Source organism: Porifericola rhodea (assembly GCF_030506305.1).
GTDB classification, from domain to species: domain Bacteria; phylum Bacteroidota; class Bacteroidia; order Cytophagales; family Cyclobacteriaceae; genus Catalinimonas; species Catalinimonas rhodea.
The window spans coordinates 312,361-328,055 of the sequence record NZ_CP119421.1; the positions used below are offsets into that span (position 1 = coordinate 312,361).

The following is a 15,695-nucleotide window of genomic DNA, read 5'->3' on the forward strand; positions in this document are numbered from 1 at the left end:
GATTTGATTATTTACTTGCCGTCTTACCAGCCTTACGTCTAATTTTCTCTCCCACAAATCTCACACCCTTACCTTTATAAGGCTCTACTGGTCTTAATGATTTAATCTTGGCAGCCACCTGTCCAATAAGTTGCTTATCGTGGCTCTCAAGAGTGATAATAGGGTTCTTACCTTTAGCCGTTTCAGCAGAAGCTGTAATCCCTTCAGGCAAACTCATAAAAATATTATGTGAATAACCTAAGTTAAGCTCCAATACATTTTGCTGAACAGTAGCACGATAACCTACCCCAACCAACTCAAGTTGCTTTTGGTAACCTTTATCAACACCTTCTATCATATTGAAGATAAGCGCACGATATAGACCATGCAACGCTTTATGGCGCTTTTGTTCAGTAGGACGATCAAGACTTACTTTGTTATCTTCAATTTTTACTTCAATATCCTTATCAACCTCCTGGCTAAGCTCACCCTTAGGTCCTTTTACCGTAACAACACTATTGGTGTTAGTTACTGTAATTCCCTGAGGTATATCTATGGCTAATTTTCCTATACGTGACATATCCTATAGTTTAATAGACGTAACAAAGAATTTCACCTCCAACATTCAATTCCCTGGCCTCTTTATCAGTAATAACTCCCTTGGAAGTAGATAAAATTGCTAAGCCAAGTCCATTAAGAACACGAGGCAAGCTATCAGCCTTGGCATACTTTCTCAAACCAGGCTTACTGATTCTCTCAAGGTGCACTATTGCTGAATTCTTATTTTTAGGGTTGTATTTAAGAGCAATCTTAATTACCCCCTGATGGTTTACACCATCTTCAAACTTGTAGTTTTGAATATATCCCTTATCGTATAATACCTTGGTTATCTCCTTCTTTAAATTAGAAGCAGGTACTTCAACGATTCTATGTCTTGCCTTAATGGCATTTCTGACTCTTGTCAAATAATCTGATATGGGATCCGTTATCATTATAGATAAATATTACATGCTCTAGAAAAAACGAAGTGCAAAGGTAAAACTTTTTTTTCGTAATCTAAAACTTTTACCAACTTGCTTTAGTAACGCCCGGTATTTTTCCATTGGATGCCATTTCTCTGAATGTAACCCTTGAAATTCCGAACTTTCTCATATATCCTTTAGGTCTTCCTGTTAATTTGCAACGATTGTGCAATCTCACAGGCGAAGCATTTTTTGGAAGCTTATCCAATGCTTCGTAGTCTCCGTTAGCTTTAAGTTCAGCCCTTTTCTGAGCATACTTGTTAACTAATCTCTGTCTTTTTCTTTCTCTTGCTATTACTGATTTTCTAGCCATAATATTTATAGATTATTTGCGCTGTTAGCATTAGCGAAAGGCATACCCAAAGACTTCAACAACTCATAGCACTCTTCGTCAGTATCAGCATTAGTTACGAATGTGATATCCATACCAGAGATACGATTAACTTTATCCAGACTAATTTCTGGAAAAATGATTTGCTCCTTAACCCCTAAGGTATAATTACCTCTTCCGTCAAACCCTTTATCATTAACTCCTCTAAAGTCTCTTACTCTAGGAAGGGCAATATTCAATAGACGATCAAGAAATTCGTACATCTTATTACCTCTCAGTGTAACTTTAGCACCAATAGGCATACCCTCACGAAGCTTAAAGTTAGAGACTGATTTCTTAGCATAAGTAGGAACGGCCTGCTGACCTGTAATAGTAGAAAGCTCTTCTACTCCTACATCTACTAATTTCTTATCTGCTACGGCTGCTCCAATTCCTTTGTTAATACAGATCTTCTGTATTCTCGGAACCTGCATGATGGATTTATATCCGAACTTTTCATTCAGCGCGGGTACAATGTCCTCATGGTATTTTGCCTTAAGCCTTGGTTTATATGTTTCTGTAGTAGTTGCCATCTTTAAATAAATTCACCGGTTTTCTTAGAATACCTTTGTAGCTTACCTTGGTCATTTTTCTTTCTTCCAATACGAGAAGGCTCGCCATTGGACGGATCAACTACCATAAGTTTGCTTACATGAATAGGTGCTTCCTGCTCGCTTCTACCCCCTTCAGGATTTTGCGCAGAAGGCTTAACATGTTTAGTAACCATATTAATTCCTTCTACTATAGCTTTATTCTTTTCAGGAAGGACTTCAAGTACTTTTGCAGTGCGACCTTTATGATTACCAGCAATTACTTTGACTGTATCGTCCTTCTTGATATGTAGCTTTTTCATAATAGATTTACCTTTTTATAAGACCTCAGGTGCTAGTGAAACAATTTTCATAAACTGCTTTTCACGCAGTTCACGCGCAACAGGTCCGAATATACGCGTTCCACGAGGTTCGTCGTTCGCGTTAAGCAATACTGCTGCATTTTCCTCAAAACGAATATAAGAGCCATCCTTTCTACGAATTTCTTTCTTTGCTCTTACCACCACTGCTCTGGAAACAGTTCCTTTCTTCAGGTTGCTTGAAGAAAGCGCGGATTTAACAGTAACAATTATCTTGTCACCTACGGAGGCATATCTCTTGCCTGTTCCACCTAAAACACGAATGCAAAGTACTTCTTTTGCACCGCTGTTATCCGCTACATTCAGTCTAGATTCTTGCTGTATCATTGCTTATTTAGCTCTTTCTATAATTTCTAATAAACGCCAGCGCTTTCTTTTACTAAGCGGTCTCGTTTCCATGATTCTAACCTTGTCGCCTATTCCGCACTCATTCTTTTCATCATGAGCCGTAAACTTAGTCGTCTTACCTATAAACTTACCGTAAATAGGGTGCATAAGTTTTCTTTGTACAGCAACGGTAACTGACTTATCCATTTTGTTGCTGACAACCAAACCAATTCTTTCTTTTCTTAAATTTCTTTCGGTACTCATAAAGCACTTATTTAACTAGTTCTTTGGCTCTTAACTCAGTTTTCAAACGGGCGATAAGCTTACGAGAAGCTTTGATTTTCATGGGATTCTCTATCGGAGAAATACCATGCGCAAATTTAAGCTTTGTGAGCGTGTCTCTTTCAGCTTCTAATTTCTCTAGAAGCTCTTCTTTGCTAAGAGATTTAATTTCTGAATTTTTCATAACTATTGTCCGGCGTAATCTCTACGTACACTAAATTTAGTTTTTACAGGTAACTTTTGAGAAGCAAGTCTAAGTGCTTCCTGAGCTACTGCTGTACTCACACCTGTAATTTCAAAAAGGATACGTCCTGGCTTAACAACAGCTACCCAATATTCAGGAGCTCCTTTACCTTTACCCATACGAACCTCAGCTGGCTTTTTAGTAACTGGCTTATCAGGAAAGATTCGAATCCATACCTGACCCTCTCTTTTCATAAAACGGGTCATTGCAATACGAGCGGCTTCAATTTGACGGCTGGTGATCCAACCGGGCTCAAGCGTTTTAAGAGCAAAATTACCGAAGGCTATGGTATGTCCTCTTTGAGCAATACCTTTAACTCTTCCTTTTTGCTTTTTTCTATATTTAGTTCTTTTCGGCTGTAACATGTTTCAGAATGTTAATTATCCGTAATTAATAGAGATCGTTTCTACTTCTTTCTTCTTCTGCTTCTTCTTTCGCCGCGTCCTCCGCCACTTCCTCCGCTGTTTTGCTGAGGACCGCCAACGTTAGGAGAAAGATCTCTCTTACCATAAACCTCACCTTTAAATACCCATACTTTAACACCGATTTTTCCGTATACAGTTTGGGCTTCAGTTAAGGCATAGTCTATATCCGCTCTTAGTGTATGCAAAGGGATTCTTCCTTCTTTATACTGCTCAGTACGCGCCATTTCTGCCCCGCCTAAACGACCAGAAACTTTAATCTTGATACCTTGCGCTCCTACACGTAATGCTGAGGCAAGGGCCTGCTTCATAGCACGACGATATGAGATACGAGCGGCAAGCTGCTGAGCAATAGAAGCACTAATGAGTTTAGCATCAAGTTCAGGACGCTTGATTTCATAGATGTTTATCTGTACCTCCTTACCGGTAAGCTTTTTGAGCTCTTCTTTCAAACGATCTACTTCAGAACCGCCTTTACCAATTACCACACCTGGACGTGCAGTATGAATTGTTAGAGTAATTCTTTTGATCGTACGCTCAATAACTACCTTAGATATACCTCCTCTAGGCAGACGTGCATCTATATATTTTCTTATTTCATGGTCTTCAACTAGTTTGTTAGAGAAATCCTTACCGCCATACCAGTTAGAATCCCAACCTTTTACAATACCTAGTCTTAAACCTATAGGATTTATTTTCTGTCCCATTTAAGCTACTTTATTAGTTCTATGCTGTTTATTCTTTATCGTCTGTAGTTTCCTCCACTTCACTCAGGCTATCAACCACCAATGTAATGTGATTTGAGCGCTTACGAATGCGATGGGCACGTCCCTGAGGAGCAGGTCTTAATCTCTTAAGAATTCTACCTCCATCTACTTTAACTTCTTTGATGAAAAGGTCAGCATCCTCTAAACGAGCATCTTCGTTCTTCTCCTGCCAGTTAGCTACAGCAGATAACAACAACTTCTCCATCTTAGGAGCTCCTTGCTTAGCCTCAAACTTAAGTATGTTGAGAGCCTCGCTTACTTTACGCCCACGAATCATATCCGCAACTAGTCTCATCTTACGGGGTGGGGTCGGCACATTATTTAACTTGGCTATTGCTTCCATGATTATCTTTTACCTTTATCTTTCTTAGAGATATGACCTCGAAAGTTTCTAGTGGGGGCAAACTCTCCCAACTTATGTCCTACCATGTTTTCAGTTACATATACTGGAATAAACTTATTACCATTATGTACTGCAAAGGTATGTCCTACGAAGTCTGGAGAAACCATGGAACGACGTGACCAAGTCTTGATCACAGACTTTTTATTAGATTGATTCATTGCATCAACCTTTTTCTCCAAACGGAAATCTATATACGGTCCTTTCTTTAGAGAGCGTGCCATTTATTTTTTCTTTCTACTGATAATTAAACGATTAGAATACTTCTTAGGCGTTCTGGTTTTTTGTCCTTTAGCCTTGATTCCGTTTCTTGAGCGAGGATGACCTCCAGAAGATCTACCTTCACCACCACCCATAGGGTGATCCACAGGGTTCATAACTACACCTCTAACTCTAGGTCTTCTACCCTTCCATCTCTTTCTACCTGCTTTACCTAAGGTTTCGTTCATATGATCCACATTAGAAACAGAACCTACAGTAGCAACACAAACGCTTAATACCATACGCATTTCGCCAGAAGGAAGCTTTAGAGTAGCATACTTACCTTCACGTGCAAGAAGCTGAGCATATGAACCAGCGCTTCTTGCCAACTGACCACCTTTACCTGGTGTCAGCTCTATATTGTGTACAATAGTACCCAAGGGAATCGCTGATAAAGGAAGCGCGTTCCCTACTTCGGGAGCAACACTTTCTCCAGCAATTACTTGCTGTCCTACTTCAATGCCTACCGGAGCAATGATATAAGATTTTGTTCCATCTGCATAGTATAATAAAGCCAAGCGAGCTGAACGGTTAGGATCATACTCAATAGCTTTTACCGTAGCAGGCACATCTTTCTTCGCTCTTTTGAAATCAACTATACGGATTTTCTTCTTATGTCCACCACCAATATAGCGCATAGTCATACGCCCTTGGTTGTTTCTTCCGCCTGATTTCTTTAAAGTAACAAGCAGAGACTTTTCTGGTTCCTTCTTGCTTACATCAGCAAAGCTAGGAGCTAATCTGTGTCTCTGTCCTGGAGTTGTCGGCCTTAATTTCTTTACTGCCATAGCACTCTTCTATTCTTTACTTAATTATATTCCACTATAAAAATCAATAATCTCTCCTTCAGCTACCTGTACAATAGCTTTTTTGAAGGATGGCTTTCTTCCGCTTACTACACGAGTTTTTGTATAACGGCTTTTCACCTTACCCATATAGTTCATGGTGCGTACTTTCTCTACTGTAACACCATACATTTTTTCAACAGCTTCGCGAATCTGAACCTTATTGGCTTTGCGGTCTACAATAAAACCATATTTACCACTTTCGTTCTGTTCCGAAATTTTCTCTGTTACCAAAGGTTTCTTTAAAATTTCCATAATTTATACAGCAACTTTAGTGTTAAACATGGATTCAATCTTCTCAACAGCAGCCTCACTGATTACCAGGTGAGTTGCGTTCATAATTTCGTAAGTATTGATTTTGTCAGCTATTACAACCTTTGCATTAGGGATGTTACGAGATGACAAAAACACATTGTCATTAGCACCTTCAAGTACGAATAATGTTTTTTCGTTTTGAAGTGACAGCGCGTTTAATATTTCCAGAAAAGATTTAGTTTTAGGTGCATCAAGATTAAAACCTTCAAGCACAGTAAGCTTCTCGTCTTTAGCTTTATAAGCAAGCGCCGATTTACGAGCAAGTTTCTTTAACTTTCTGTTAAGCTTAAAACCATAGTCACGTACACGAGGCCCAAATATACGCCCTCCTCCTCTGAAAATAGGAGACTTCATACTACCAGCACGAGCAGTACCAGTACCCTTTTGTCTTTTGATCTTCTTGGTAGACCCTGCAATTTCAGCTCTTTCTTTGGCTTTATGAGTTCCTTGCCTTTGGTTAGCAAGGTATTGCTTCACATCAAGATACACAGCATGATCATTAGGCTCGATAGCATAGATATCATCTATCAGCTCTACTGATTTACCAGTATCTTCTCCCTTGATATTTTTTACGTTAACTTTCATGATATTACTTCTCAAGTACGATGTAAGAGTTTTTTGCACCTGGCACAGAACCGGTAACTAAAATCAAGTTCTTTTCTGGCACTACTTTCAACACCTTAAGGTTAATTACCTTCACTCTTCTCCCACCAGTTCTACCTGCCATTCGCATTCCTTTGAATACTCTAGAAGGAAAAGAGCAAGCACCGATTGATCCTGGAGCCCTACCACGGTTATGCTGACCATGAGTAGCCTGCCCCACACCACCAAAGCCGTGTCTTTTAACAACACCCTGGAAACCTTTACCTTTAGAAGTACCTATAGCGTCCAGAAACTCACCTTCTTGGAACACTTCTCCTACTGTAATTTCTTTCCCGAGCTTGACATCCTCTTCAAACTCAACTCTGAAGTCTCTGAATTCCACTATCTTCTTCTTAGGAGTAGTGTTGGCTCTATCAAAATGACCCTTAAGAGCTCGTGGTGTTCTTTTTTCCTTTCGCTCACCATAAGCTAGCTGGACCGCCGTATAGCCATCAGTATCTTCGTTTTTGACATGCGTAATAACGCAAGGACCAGCTTCTATCAACGTGCATGCGACGCTACGTCCATCGGCACCGTAGACGCTAGTCATACCGATTTTCTTTCCAATTATTCCTGACATTTTCTAAATATTAACTTTCTGTTTTCAGGCGTTTTTTCCGTAAAAGACTGCAAATTTAGATAATTATTTCTTCCTTATCAAATTATTACACTGTCATATTTGGTGCAATCTCATTTTTTTAATAAGAAAGAAGTGCTATGTATAATAAAAAAGAACCAATTCCTTTAAAGAATTGGCTCTCCTTATTAATATGTGTATCAAATTATACTTTGATCTCTACATCAACACCACTCGGTAGTTCAAGTTTCATTAATGCGTCTACAGTTTTAGTACTGCTAGAATAAATATCTACCAGTCTTTTGTAGGTGCATAGTTGAAATTGTTCACGAGCTTTTTTGTTGACGTGCGGTGAACGCAGTACTGTAAAGATTTCTTTACGCGTAGGCAGCGGAATAGGACCGCTTACTACAGCACCTGTGGTCTTTACTGCACGTACTATCTTCTCAGAGGATTTATCCACTAAGTTATGATCGTATGACTTAAGTTTTATGCGAATTTTCTGATTCATGATATTTGTATACTCAGAATAGTTTCTAACCTTTTACTGCTTCACCATTTGCTTTTGCTATGATAGTGTCAGCAATGTTGCTAGGCACTGGATCATAGTGAGAGAAAGTAAGGGTTGCTACAGCACGACCAGAAGAAATTGTTCTAAGGTCTGTAATGTATCCGAAAAGTTCAGACAAAGGCACATCAGCTTTAAGAATCTGAGCACCACCTTTAGAATCCATACCTTTCATTAATCCTCTTCTCTTGTTCAAATCACCTGTAACAGGACCTGTGTACTCTTCAGGACATACAACTTCCACAGCCATAATAGGCTCAAGAAGTGTAGGCTTAGCTTTCTTAGCGGCCTGCTTAAAGCCTAATCTTGCAGCCATCTCAAACGAAAGCGCATCAGAGTCAACATCATGGTAAGAACCATGAAACAGCTTTACTCTCATTGCCTCTATAGGGTAACCAGCCAAAGGACCATTGGACATTGCCGACTCAAATCCTTTCTGTACTGCCGGTATAAATTCTTTAGGAATTACACCACCTACAATCGCGTTGTTAAAATCCAAACCAGCCTTATCATCTTCTCTTGGTCCGAGTTCAAACACGATATCAGCAAATTTACCTTTACCACCAGACTGTTTCTTATAAACTTCTTTATGTTCTACAGTAGTAGTGATAGTTTCTTTATAAGCTACCTGAGGAGCTCCCTGATTTATTTCAACTTTGAACTCTCTCTTTAGACGGTCAATAATGATGTCTAAGTGAAGCTCACCCATTCCTCTAAGAATAGTCTGACCTGTTTCGTGATCAGTTTCAACCTGCAGTGTAGGATCTTCCTCTACCAGTTTAGAGATGGCCATCCCTAATTTATCCACATCATCCTGTGTTTTAGGTTCGATAGCGTATCCAATTACTGGTTCAGGGAAGGTCATTGATTCAAGAACAATTTTATTCTTTTCATCTGTAAGTGTATCCCCTGTTTTGATATCTTTAAAACCAACACCTGCAGCAATATCACCTGCTTCTACAGCTGGTATCTGATTTTGCTTATTAGCATGCATCTGTAGTAAACGAGATATACGCTCTTTCTTCTCAGTTCTCATATTATGTATATAAGATCCAGATTCCAGAGTACCAGAATACACACGGAAGAAGGCTAATCTACCTACATAAGGGTCAGTTGCAATTTTAAACGCAAGCGCTGAAAAAGGCTCTTCAGGATCAGGCTTACGAGTTATTTTCTTCTCTTCATCATCAGGATCGTGACCAGTAACTGGAGGAAGATCTATTGGAGATGGCAAGTACTCACAAACTGCATCAAGTAATGCCTGAACACCTTTGTTTTTAAATGCAGAACCGCATAAAACAGGTGAGAATGACATATCAATCACCGCTTTACGAATAGCCTCCATCATCTCTTCTACTGAGATTGAGTCAGGATCTTCAAAAAACTTCTCTAATAGAGTATCATCATATTCAGCAACAGATTCAATAAGATTCTGACGCCACTCATTAGCAGTTTCCTGAAGGTCTTCAGGTATGTCCATATACTTATAGGTCATACCAAAGTTATCCTCATCCCAGATAATTGCTTTATTAACAATAAGGTCTACTACACCTTTGAAAGTATCTTCAGCTCCGATAGGAATTTGCAAAGGCACAGGCTTAGCATTCAGCTTATCTTTGATTTCTTTGATTACGTTAAAGAAATCAGCACCTGCACGGTCCATTTTGTTTACAAAACAGATTCTAGGCACTCTGTATTTATCAGCTTGACGCCAAACAGTTTCAGATTGAGGCTCAACACCAGATACCGCACAAAATAAAGCAATAGCACCATCCAGTACACGAAGAGAACGCTCTACTTCTACAGTAAAGTCAACGTGACCAGGAGTATCAATTATATTTACGCGATAATCTTTAGTATCATCTACTGGCTGTCCTTGTTCTGTAGGATATTTCCAGAAGGTAGTAGTAGCAGCAGAAGTAATGGTAATACCTCTTTCCTGCTCCTGCTCCATCCAGTCCATAGTAGCTGCACCTTCGTGCACCTCACCAATCTTATGGGTAAGACCAGTATAGAACAGAATACGCTCAGTAGTAGTAGTTTTACCGGCATCAATGTGAGCCATGATACCTATGTTACGTAAAAATCGTAAGTCTCTCTTTGCCATTTCTTAAAACTTAAAGTGTGAGAACGCCTTATTTGCTTCAGCCATTCTATGAGTATCGTCTTTCTTCTTCACAGCAGCACCTTCACCTTTAGAAGCCGCTACGATCTCCCCTGCCAATCTTTGAGCCATAGTCTTTTCTCCTCTCAACCTTGCATAGCGAATCATCCATTTGATTCCTAAAGACAGCTTTCTTGACGGACGAACCTCAAGAGGCACCTGAAACGTAGCACCACCAACTCTTCTACTCTTTACTTCTACAGCAGGAGTGATGTTACTAAGTGCTTTCTTCCAAACCTCTAATCCGTTCTCATTAGTTCGATCTTCTACAATTTTTATTGCATCGTAAAAGATTTTATATGAAACACTTTTTTTTCCATCTACCATCAGGTAGTTTACAAAGCGAGTTACCTGTGTGTCGTTAAATTTAGGATCAGGTAATACATACCTCTTCTTCGGTTTTGTCTTCCTCATAGTGGATTATTTTTTCGGTCTTTTAGCTCCATACTTAGATCTTGCCTGTAGCCTACCGTTTACACCAGCGGTATCCAACGCTCCTCTGATAATGTGGTATCTTACTCCAGGCAAATCTTTTACCCTACCACCACGGATTAAGACTATAGAGTGCTCCTGAAGGTTATGACCTTCTCCAGGAATATAGGCGTTCACCTCACGCCCGTTAGTCAACCTTACCCTGGCTACTTTACGCATAGCCGAGTTAGGCTTCTTAGGAGTAGTGGTATACACTCTTGTACATACACCACGTCTTTGAGGACAAGCATCCAGCGCAGGAGACTTTGACTTGGAAGTCAACTTCTTCCTTCCTTTCCTTACTAATTGCTGTATAGTGGGCATTAATTTCTTACGTTTACGTACTGCTTTTGCAAATTAAGGTGCAAATTTACGGATAATGTTAATGTAAAACAAATTGAATTCCTTTAAATTACTAATTAAGCTTCTCCGACAGTCCCACCAAAGTTGATAGGAAATTTCGGAGCGTCATCACTTTGCTTAATCGGTCCAAAGGCTTCTTCGTACTTTTCTATGTTATCTTTAAGTGTTAACAAAAGCCTTCTTGCATGCTCGGGGGTAACAATGATTCGTGATTTCACTTTCGCCTTAGGAGTTCCTGGCATTAAGCGGATAAAATCAATCACGAATTCACTGTTTGAATGAGCGATGGTAGCCAGATTAGCATACTCACCCTCAGCCATTTCTTCTGAAAGCTCAATGTTAATCTGGTTACGCTTGTTCGCTTTATCTTCTTTATAGTCTTCAGCCATAGATTATGCCTCTAATGTACTTTGACTTTCTTCTTTTCTGCTCTCTCTAGATGACTTCAATTGCTCATACTCTTCTTTAGAGTGAACAATAATTTTGTCGTAACTACGAATTCCAGTACCAGCAGGGATTGGATGGCCAACAATAATGTTTTCTTTCAACCCTTTAAGTTCATCACGCTTACCACGAATAGAGGCTTCACTTAGAACTTTGGTTGTTTCCTGGAATGATGCAGCAGATAAGAAGCTTTCTGTACCCAGAGAAGCTTGAGTAATACCCTGAAGAGTAGGCTTTGCCAATGCTGGCTCGGCATCTCTTACCTGTACCACTTTCTTATCCTGGCGTTTTAGTGAAGAGTTTTCATCTCTAAGCTGACGCTGAGTAACAATCATACCTGGCTTCAGCTTAATAGAGTCTCCTGCATCTAATACTACTTTTTTATCCAGTATCAGGTCATTTTCTTCTCTAAAACTAAACTTATCAACTACCTGACGCATCAAGAAGCTGGTGTCTCCAGCGTCTACAATTTCTACTTTCTGCATCATCTGACTAACGATTACCTCAATATGCTTATCGTTAATCTTAACACCCTGTAGACGATAAACTTCCTGAATTTCATCTACAAGATATTCCTGAACAGCAGTAGGTCCTTTGATAGACAATATATCGGCCGGAGTAATAGCACCATCGGATAATGCCATACCTGCTTTAACGTAGTCATTGTCCTGAACAAGGATGTGTTTAGAAAGGGGCACTAAATACCTTTTCTTAACACCATCTTTTGATTCAATGAAGATTTCACGATTACCTCTTTTAACACCTCCGTAGGTTACCGCACCATTAATAGCACTTACCACAGCAGGGTTAGAAGGGTTACGAGCTTCAAAAAGTTCAGTTACTCTAGGAAGACCACCAGTAATATCTCGTGACTTACTCATCATACGAGGAATTTTAACCAGTACCTGTCCTGCTCTAACTTTATCCCCTTTTTCTACAGCTAAGTGAGCTCCTACTGGTATATTGTAACCTTTAGGTTCGTCCAGCTCCGACTTTTTACTAGGGTTAATTACAATAGCAGGGTTTTTGGTTTTATCCTTCGTTTCTGTAATTACCTTCTCACGGTGACCAGTATGTTCGTCAAATTCTTCCTTATAAGTAATTCCCTGCTCAATAGATTCAAAATCAACCGTACCTTCATACTCGGATAAGATTACCGCATTGTACGGATCCCAGTTACATAGCTCCTGTCCTTTCTTCACCTTCTCACCATCTTTCACTTTCAGGAATGAGCCGTATGGTACGTTGTTTGTAGAGAACACTTTTCCAGTTTTCTCATCCACTATTTTAATCTCACCGGATCTACCCATAACCACAATCTTCTCCTCTCCCTCATCATCGGTGGTTTTAAGGTGTTTGATCTCTTCGTACTCAACCACACCATCAAATTTAGATTTGATCATAGCATCTACCGCAATGTTTGATGCTGTACCACCCACGTGGAAAGTTCTCAATGTAAGCTGTGTACCAGGTTCACCAATTGACTGAGCAGCAATTACTCCTACTGACTCGCCTATCTGCACCATTTTGCCCGAAGCCAGGTTTCGTCCGTAGCATTTAGAGCAGATACCATGACGTGTTTCGCAGGTTAAAGGAGAGCGTATTTCCATCTCTTCTATACCGCTGTTGTCAATACGCTGTGCTATTTCCTCAGTAATTTCCTGACCAGATTTTACTAATAGTTCTTCAGAAACAGGATCGTACTCATCATTTACAGACACACGACCTAGTATTCTTTCAGAAAGAGGTTCAACGATCTCTTCGTTATCTTTAAGAGCAGCTACTCTCAGCCCTCTTACTGTACCACAGTCTACGTCGCGGATTACTACGTCCTGAGCAACATCTACTAAACGACGGGTCAGGTAACCTGCATCCGCAGTTTTCAATGCGGTATCAGCAAGACCTTTACGAGCACCGTGGGTAGAGATAAAGTACTCAATTACGTCTAGTCCTTCCTTAAAGTTTGAAAGGATTGGGTTCTCGATAATTTCACCTACAGAACCTTGTAAATTCTTTTGAGGCTTAGCCATTAGACCTCTCATTCCACCCAACTGTCTGATCTGCTCTCTAGAACCACGTGCTCCAGAGTGCATCATCATATAGATAGAGTTAAATCCCTGACGGTCTTCTTCCATCTGCTTCATCAGTGCGGAAGTGATCTGAGAGTTTACTCTGGTCCAGATATCAATTACCTGATTGTAACGCTCATTATCGGTGATTAGACCCATAAAGTAGTTGTTCCTTACCGCATCTACTTCTTCTTTGGCCTGATCTACCAAACTATCTTTTTGCTCAGGTACTACGATATCGTCAAGTCCGAATGACAGACCACCTTTGTAAGCAGACTGGAAGCCGAGCTCTTTAATATCGTCCAAGAATTTAGCGGCGCGAGATACACCAGCAATCTTGAATACTCTAGCAATAATTTGCTGTAGTTTCTTCTTAGTTAATAGTTCGTTTACATACCCTACTTCCTCAGGAATAAGCTGGTTGAATATAACTCGGCCAGCTACAGTTTCTACGGTTTGCATACTCAGCTCACCGCTTTCCTCATCTCTTACTTTTACTCTTACCTTAATATATGCATGCTTAGAGATACGCTTCTCGTTAATAGCAATGATTACTTCTTCAGGCGAGTAGAACATCATACCTTCACCTTCAACCTTAAGGTCATCGGTGCTTCTTCTTCCTTTGGTCACATAGTACAGACCTAATACCATGTCCTGTGAAGGCACTGTAATTGGCGCACCATTCGCAGGGTTCATGATATTGTGCGAAGACAACATCAACATTGAGGCTTCCAGTATAGCCTCATGACCTAGAGGTACGTGAACCGCCATCTGGTCACCATCAAAGTCAGCATTAAATGCTGTACATACTAATGGATGAAGCTGAATAGCTTTTCCTTCTATAAGTTTAGGCTGGAAAGCTTGAATACCAAGTCTGTGTAGTGTTGGAGCACGGTTAAGCATAACAGGGTGTCCTTTCAATACATTTTCAAGGATATCCCATACTACCGGATCTTTACGGTCTACAATTTTCTTCGCAGACTTTACAGTTTTAACAATACCACGCTCAATGAGCTTACGTATAATAAATGGCTTAAAGAGCTCAGCTGCCATATCTTTGGGCAAACCACACTCATGCATTTTCAATTCAGGTCCTACCACAATTACTGAACGACCAGAATAATCAACACGCTTACCAAGCAGGTTTTGACGGAAACGACCTTGCTTACCTTTAAGCATATCGCTTAAAGACTTAAGAGCACGGTTACCATCCGAACGAACTGCGTTTACTTTACGTGAGTTGTCAAACAAGGAGTCTACGGCTTCCTGTAGCATTCTCTTCTCATTTCTAAGAATTACTTCAGGAGCTTTAATATCTATAAGACGCTTCAGACGGTTGTTTCTAATGATTACTCTGCGATACAGGTCATTCAAATCAGAGGTAGCAAACCTACCACCATCCAAAGGTACCAATGGACGTAATTCTGGCGGAATTACAGGAACCATTTTTATGACCATCCATTCAGGACGGTTTTCTATACGAGTTTTCGCATCACGGAAAGACTCAACTACTTTCAGTCGCTTAAGTGCTTCTGCTTTACGCTGCTGAGAAGTATCCGTTTGAGCCTGATGTCTGAGGCTATAAGAAAGTTCATCCAGTTCAAGACGAGCCAAAAGCATTTCAAGCGCTTCTGCTCCCATTTTTGCGATAAACTTATTAGGGTCAGTATCATCTAGCTTTTGGTTATCCGCAGGAAGTTTATCAATAATATCCAGGTACTCATCTTCAGTAAGGAAGTCTAAGTAACTGATACCATCTTCTGCTTTAATACCTGGCTGAATTACTGCGTATCTTTCATAATAGATGATCTGATCAAGCTTCTTAGTAGGAAGCCCTAATAGATAACCTATTTTGTTAGGTAAAGATCTGAAATACCAGATATGCGCTACGGGCACTACGAGCTCAATATGCCCCATGCGCTCACGACGCACTTTTTTCTCGGTAACCTCTACCCCACATCTGTCACAGATAATTCCTTTATATCTAATTCTCTTGTATTTCCCGCAATGACACTCCCAATCTTTTACAGGACCGAATATACGCTCGCAAAACAAACCACCCATTTCTGGTTTGTAGGTTCTGTAGTTAATGGTTTCGGGTTGTGTTACTTCACCGTGAGAGCTCTCCAGTATGGACTCAGGGGAAGCCAGACTGATAGTCACGTTGGAGAAATCGTTAGAGATTTTTCTATTTTTCTTGAATGCCATAGGTGAATGTTTATTTCATAAATGGAAGAAAGCCCACACCTATTT

The 15,695-nt window shown here is 40.1% G+C and carries 22 protein-coding genes; all 22 read right to left on the bottom strand.

Annotation, left to right across the window (positions count from 1 at the left end):
- Positions 1-7: 7 nt before the first annotated feature.
- Positions 8-559, bottom strand: a complete 552-nt coding sequence (rplF, locus tag PZB74_RS01340; protein ID WP_302240149.1) for a 50S ribosomal protein L6 — start codon at positions 557-559, stop codon at positions 8-10.
- Between the two features lie 10 nt (positions 560-569).
- Positions 570-971: a 30S ribosomal protein S8 gene (rpsH, locus tag PZB74_RS01345; protein WP_302240151.1), complete on the bottom strand. Its 402-nt coding sequence runs from the start codon at positions 969-971 to the stop codon at positions 570-572.
- Between the two features lie 73 nt (positions 972-1,044).
- The gene (gene rpsN / locus PZB74_RS01350) at positions 1,045-1,314 is read right to left on the bottom strand and encodes a 30S ribosomal protein S14 (protein ID WP_302240153.1); all 270 of its coding nucleotides are present in this window, start codon (positions 1,312-1,314) and stop codon (positions 1,045-1,047) included.
- Between the two features lie 5 nt (positions 1,315-1,319).
- Complete coding sequence (rplE, locus tag PZB74_RS01355; RefSeq protein ID WP_302240154.1) at positions 1,320-1,904, bottom strand: 50S ribosomal protein L5; 585 nt, start codon at positions 1,902-1,904, stop codon at positions 1,320-1,322.
- A 2-nt stretch (positions 1,905-1,906) separates the two neighbouring features.
- Positions 1,907-2,224, bottom strand: a complete 318-nt coding sequence (gene rplX, locus PZB74_RS01360) for a 50S ribosomal protein L24 (protein ID WP_302240156.1) — start codon at positions 2,222-2,224, stop codon at positions 1,907-1,909.
- 15 nt (positions 2,225-2,239) lie between these two features.
- A complete protein-coding gene (gene rplN / locus PZB74_RS01365; RefSeq protein ID WP_302240157.1) occupies positions 2,240-2,608 on the bottom strand; it encodes a 50S ribosomal protein L14 in 369 nt (122 codons plus the stop codon).
- Between the two features lie 3 nt (positions 2,609-2,611).
- The gene (gene rpsQ, locus PZB74_RS01370) at positions 2,612-2,872 is read right to left on the bottom strand and encodes a 30S ribosomal protein S17 (RefSeq protein ID WP_302240158.1); all 261 of its coding nucleotides are present in this window, start codon (positions 2,870-2,872) and stop codon (positions 2,612-2,614) included.
- A gap of 7 nt (positions 2,873-2,879) precedes the next feature.
- Entirely contained in the window at positions 2,880-3,074 is a 195-nt protein-coding gene (gene rpmC, locus PZB74_RS01375; RefSeq protein WP_302240159.1) for a 50S ribosomal protein L29, read from the bottom strand.
- 2 nt (positions 3,075-3,076) lie between these two features.
- Complete coding sequence (gene rplP, locus PZB74_RS01380) at positions 3,077-3,499, bottom strand: 50S ribosomal protein L16 (protein WP_302240161.1); 423 nt, start codon at positions 3,497-3,499, stop codon at positions 3,077-3,079.
- 41 nt (positions 3,500-3,540) lie between these two features.
- Positions 3,541-4,263, bottom strand: coding sequence for a 30S ribosomal protein S3 (gene rpsC, locus PZB74_RS01385; protein ID WP_302240162.1), 723 nt, complete (start codon positions 4,261-4,263; stop codon positions 3,541-3,543).
- 28 nt (positions 4,264-4,291) lie between these two features.
- Entirely contained in the window at positions 4,292-4,666 is a 375-nt protein-coding gene (gene rplV / locus PZB74_RS01390) for a 50S ribosomal protein L22 (protein WP_302240164.1), read from the bottom strand.
- Between the two features lie 2 nt (positions 4,667-4,668).
- Positions 4,669-4,947 (bottom strand): 30S ribosomal protein S19, encoded by a 279-nt coding sequence (gene rpsS / locus PZB74_RS01395; protein ID WP_302240166.1) that lies wholly within the window; start codon positions 4,945-4,947, stop codon positions 4,669-4,671.
- Positions 4,948-5,772: a 50S ribosomal protein L2 gene (gene rplB / locus PZB74_RS01400; protein ID WP_302240167.1), complete on the bottom strand. Its 825-nt coding sequence runs from the start codon at positions 5,770-5,772 to the stop codon at positions 4,948-4,950. It lies immediately after the preceding gene.
- A 24-nt stretch (positions 5,773-5,796) separates the two neighbouring features.
- Positions 5,797-6,084, bottom strand: coding sequence for a 50S ribosomal protein L23 (gene rplW / locus PZB74_RS01405; protein ID WP_302240169.1), 288 nt, complete (start codon positions 6,082-6,084; stop codon positions 5,797-5,799).
- Positions 6,085-6,087: 3 nt separating this feature from the next.
- On the bottom strand, positions 6,088-6,729 hold the full coding sequence (gene rplD, locus PZB74_RS01410; RefSeq protein ID WP_302240171.1) for a 50S ribosomal protein L4: 642 nt from the start codon (positions 6,727-6,729) through the stop codon (positions 6,088-6,090).
- Between the two features lie 4 nt (positions 6,730-6,733).
- Positions 6,734-7,366: a 50S ribosomal protein L3 gene (gene rplC / locus PZB74_RS01415; protein WP_302240173.1), complete on the bottom strand. Its 633-nt coding sequence runs from the start codon at positions 7,364-7,366 to the stop codon at positions 6,734-6,736.
- A gap of 202 nt (positions 7,367-7,568) precedes the next feature.
- Positions 7,569-7,874: a 30S ribosomal protein S10 gene (rpsJ, locus tag PZB74_RS01420; protein ID WP_277477511.1), complete on the bottom strand. Its 306-nt coding sequence runs from the start codon at positions 7,872-7,874 to the stop codon at positions 7,569-7,571.
- A gap of 25 nt (positions 7,875-7,899) precedes the next feature.
- A complete protein-coding gene (fusA, locus tag PZB74_RS01425; protein WP_302240174.1) occupies positions 7,900-10,038 on the bottom strand; it encodes an elongation factor G in 2,139 nt (712 codons plus the stop codon).
- 3 nt (positions 10,039-10,041) lie between these two features.
- Entirely contained in the window at positions 10,042-10,509 is a 468-nt protein-coding gene (gene rpsG, locus PZB74_RS01430) for a 30S ribosomal protein S7 (RefSeq protein WP_302240176.1), read from the bottom strand.
- A 6-nt stretch (positions 10,510-10,515) separates the two neighbouring features.
- Positions 10,516-10,890 (bottom strand): 30S ribosomal protein S12, encoded by a 375-nt coding sequence (rpsL, locus tag PZB74_RS01435; RefSeq protein ID WP_277477503.1) that lies wholly within the window; start codon positions 10,888-10,890, stop codon positions 10,516-10,518.
- 95 nt (positions 10,891-10,985) lie between these two features.
- Complete coding sequence (locus PZB74_RS01440) at positions 10,986-11,318, bottom strand: DUF3467 domain-containing protein (protein WP_302240178.1); 333 nt, start codon at positions 11,316-11,318, stop codon at positions 10,986-10,988.
- A gap of 3 nt (positions 11,319-11,321) precedes the next feature.
- A complete protein-coding gene (gene rpoC / locus PZB74_RS01445; protein WP_302240180.1) occupies positions 11,322-15,650 on the bottom strand; it encodes a DNA-directed RNA polymerase subunit beta' in 4,329 nt (1,442 codons plus the stop codon).
- Positions 15,651-15,695: the final 45 nt, after the last annotated feature.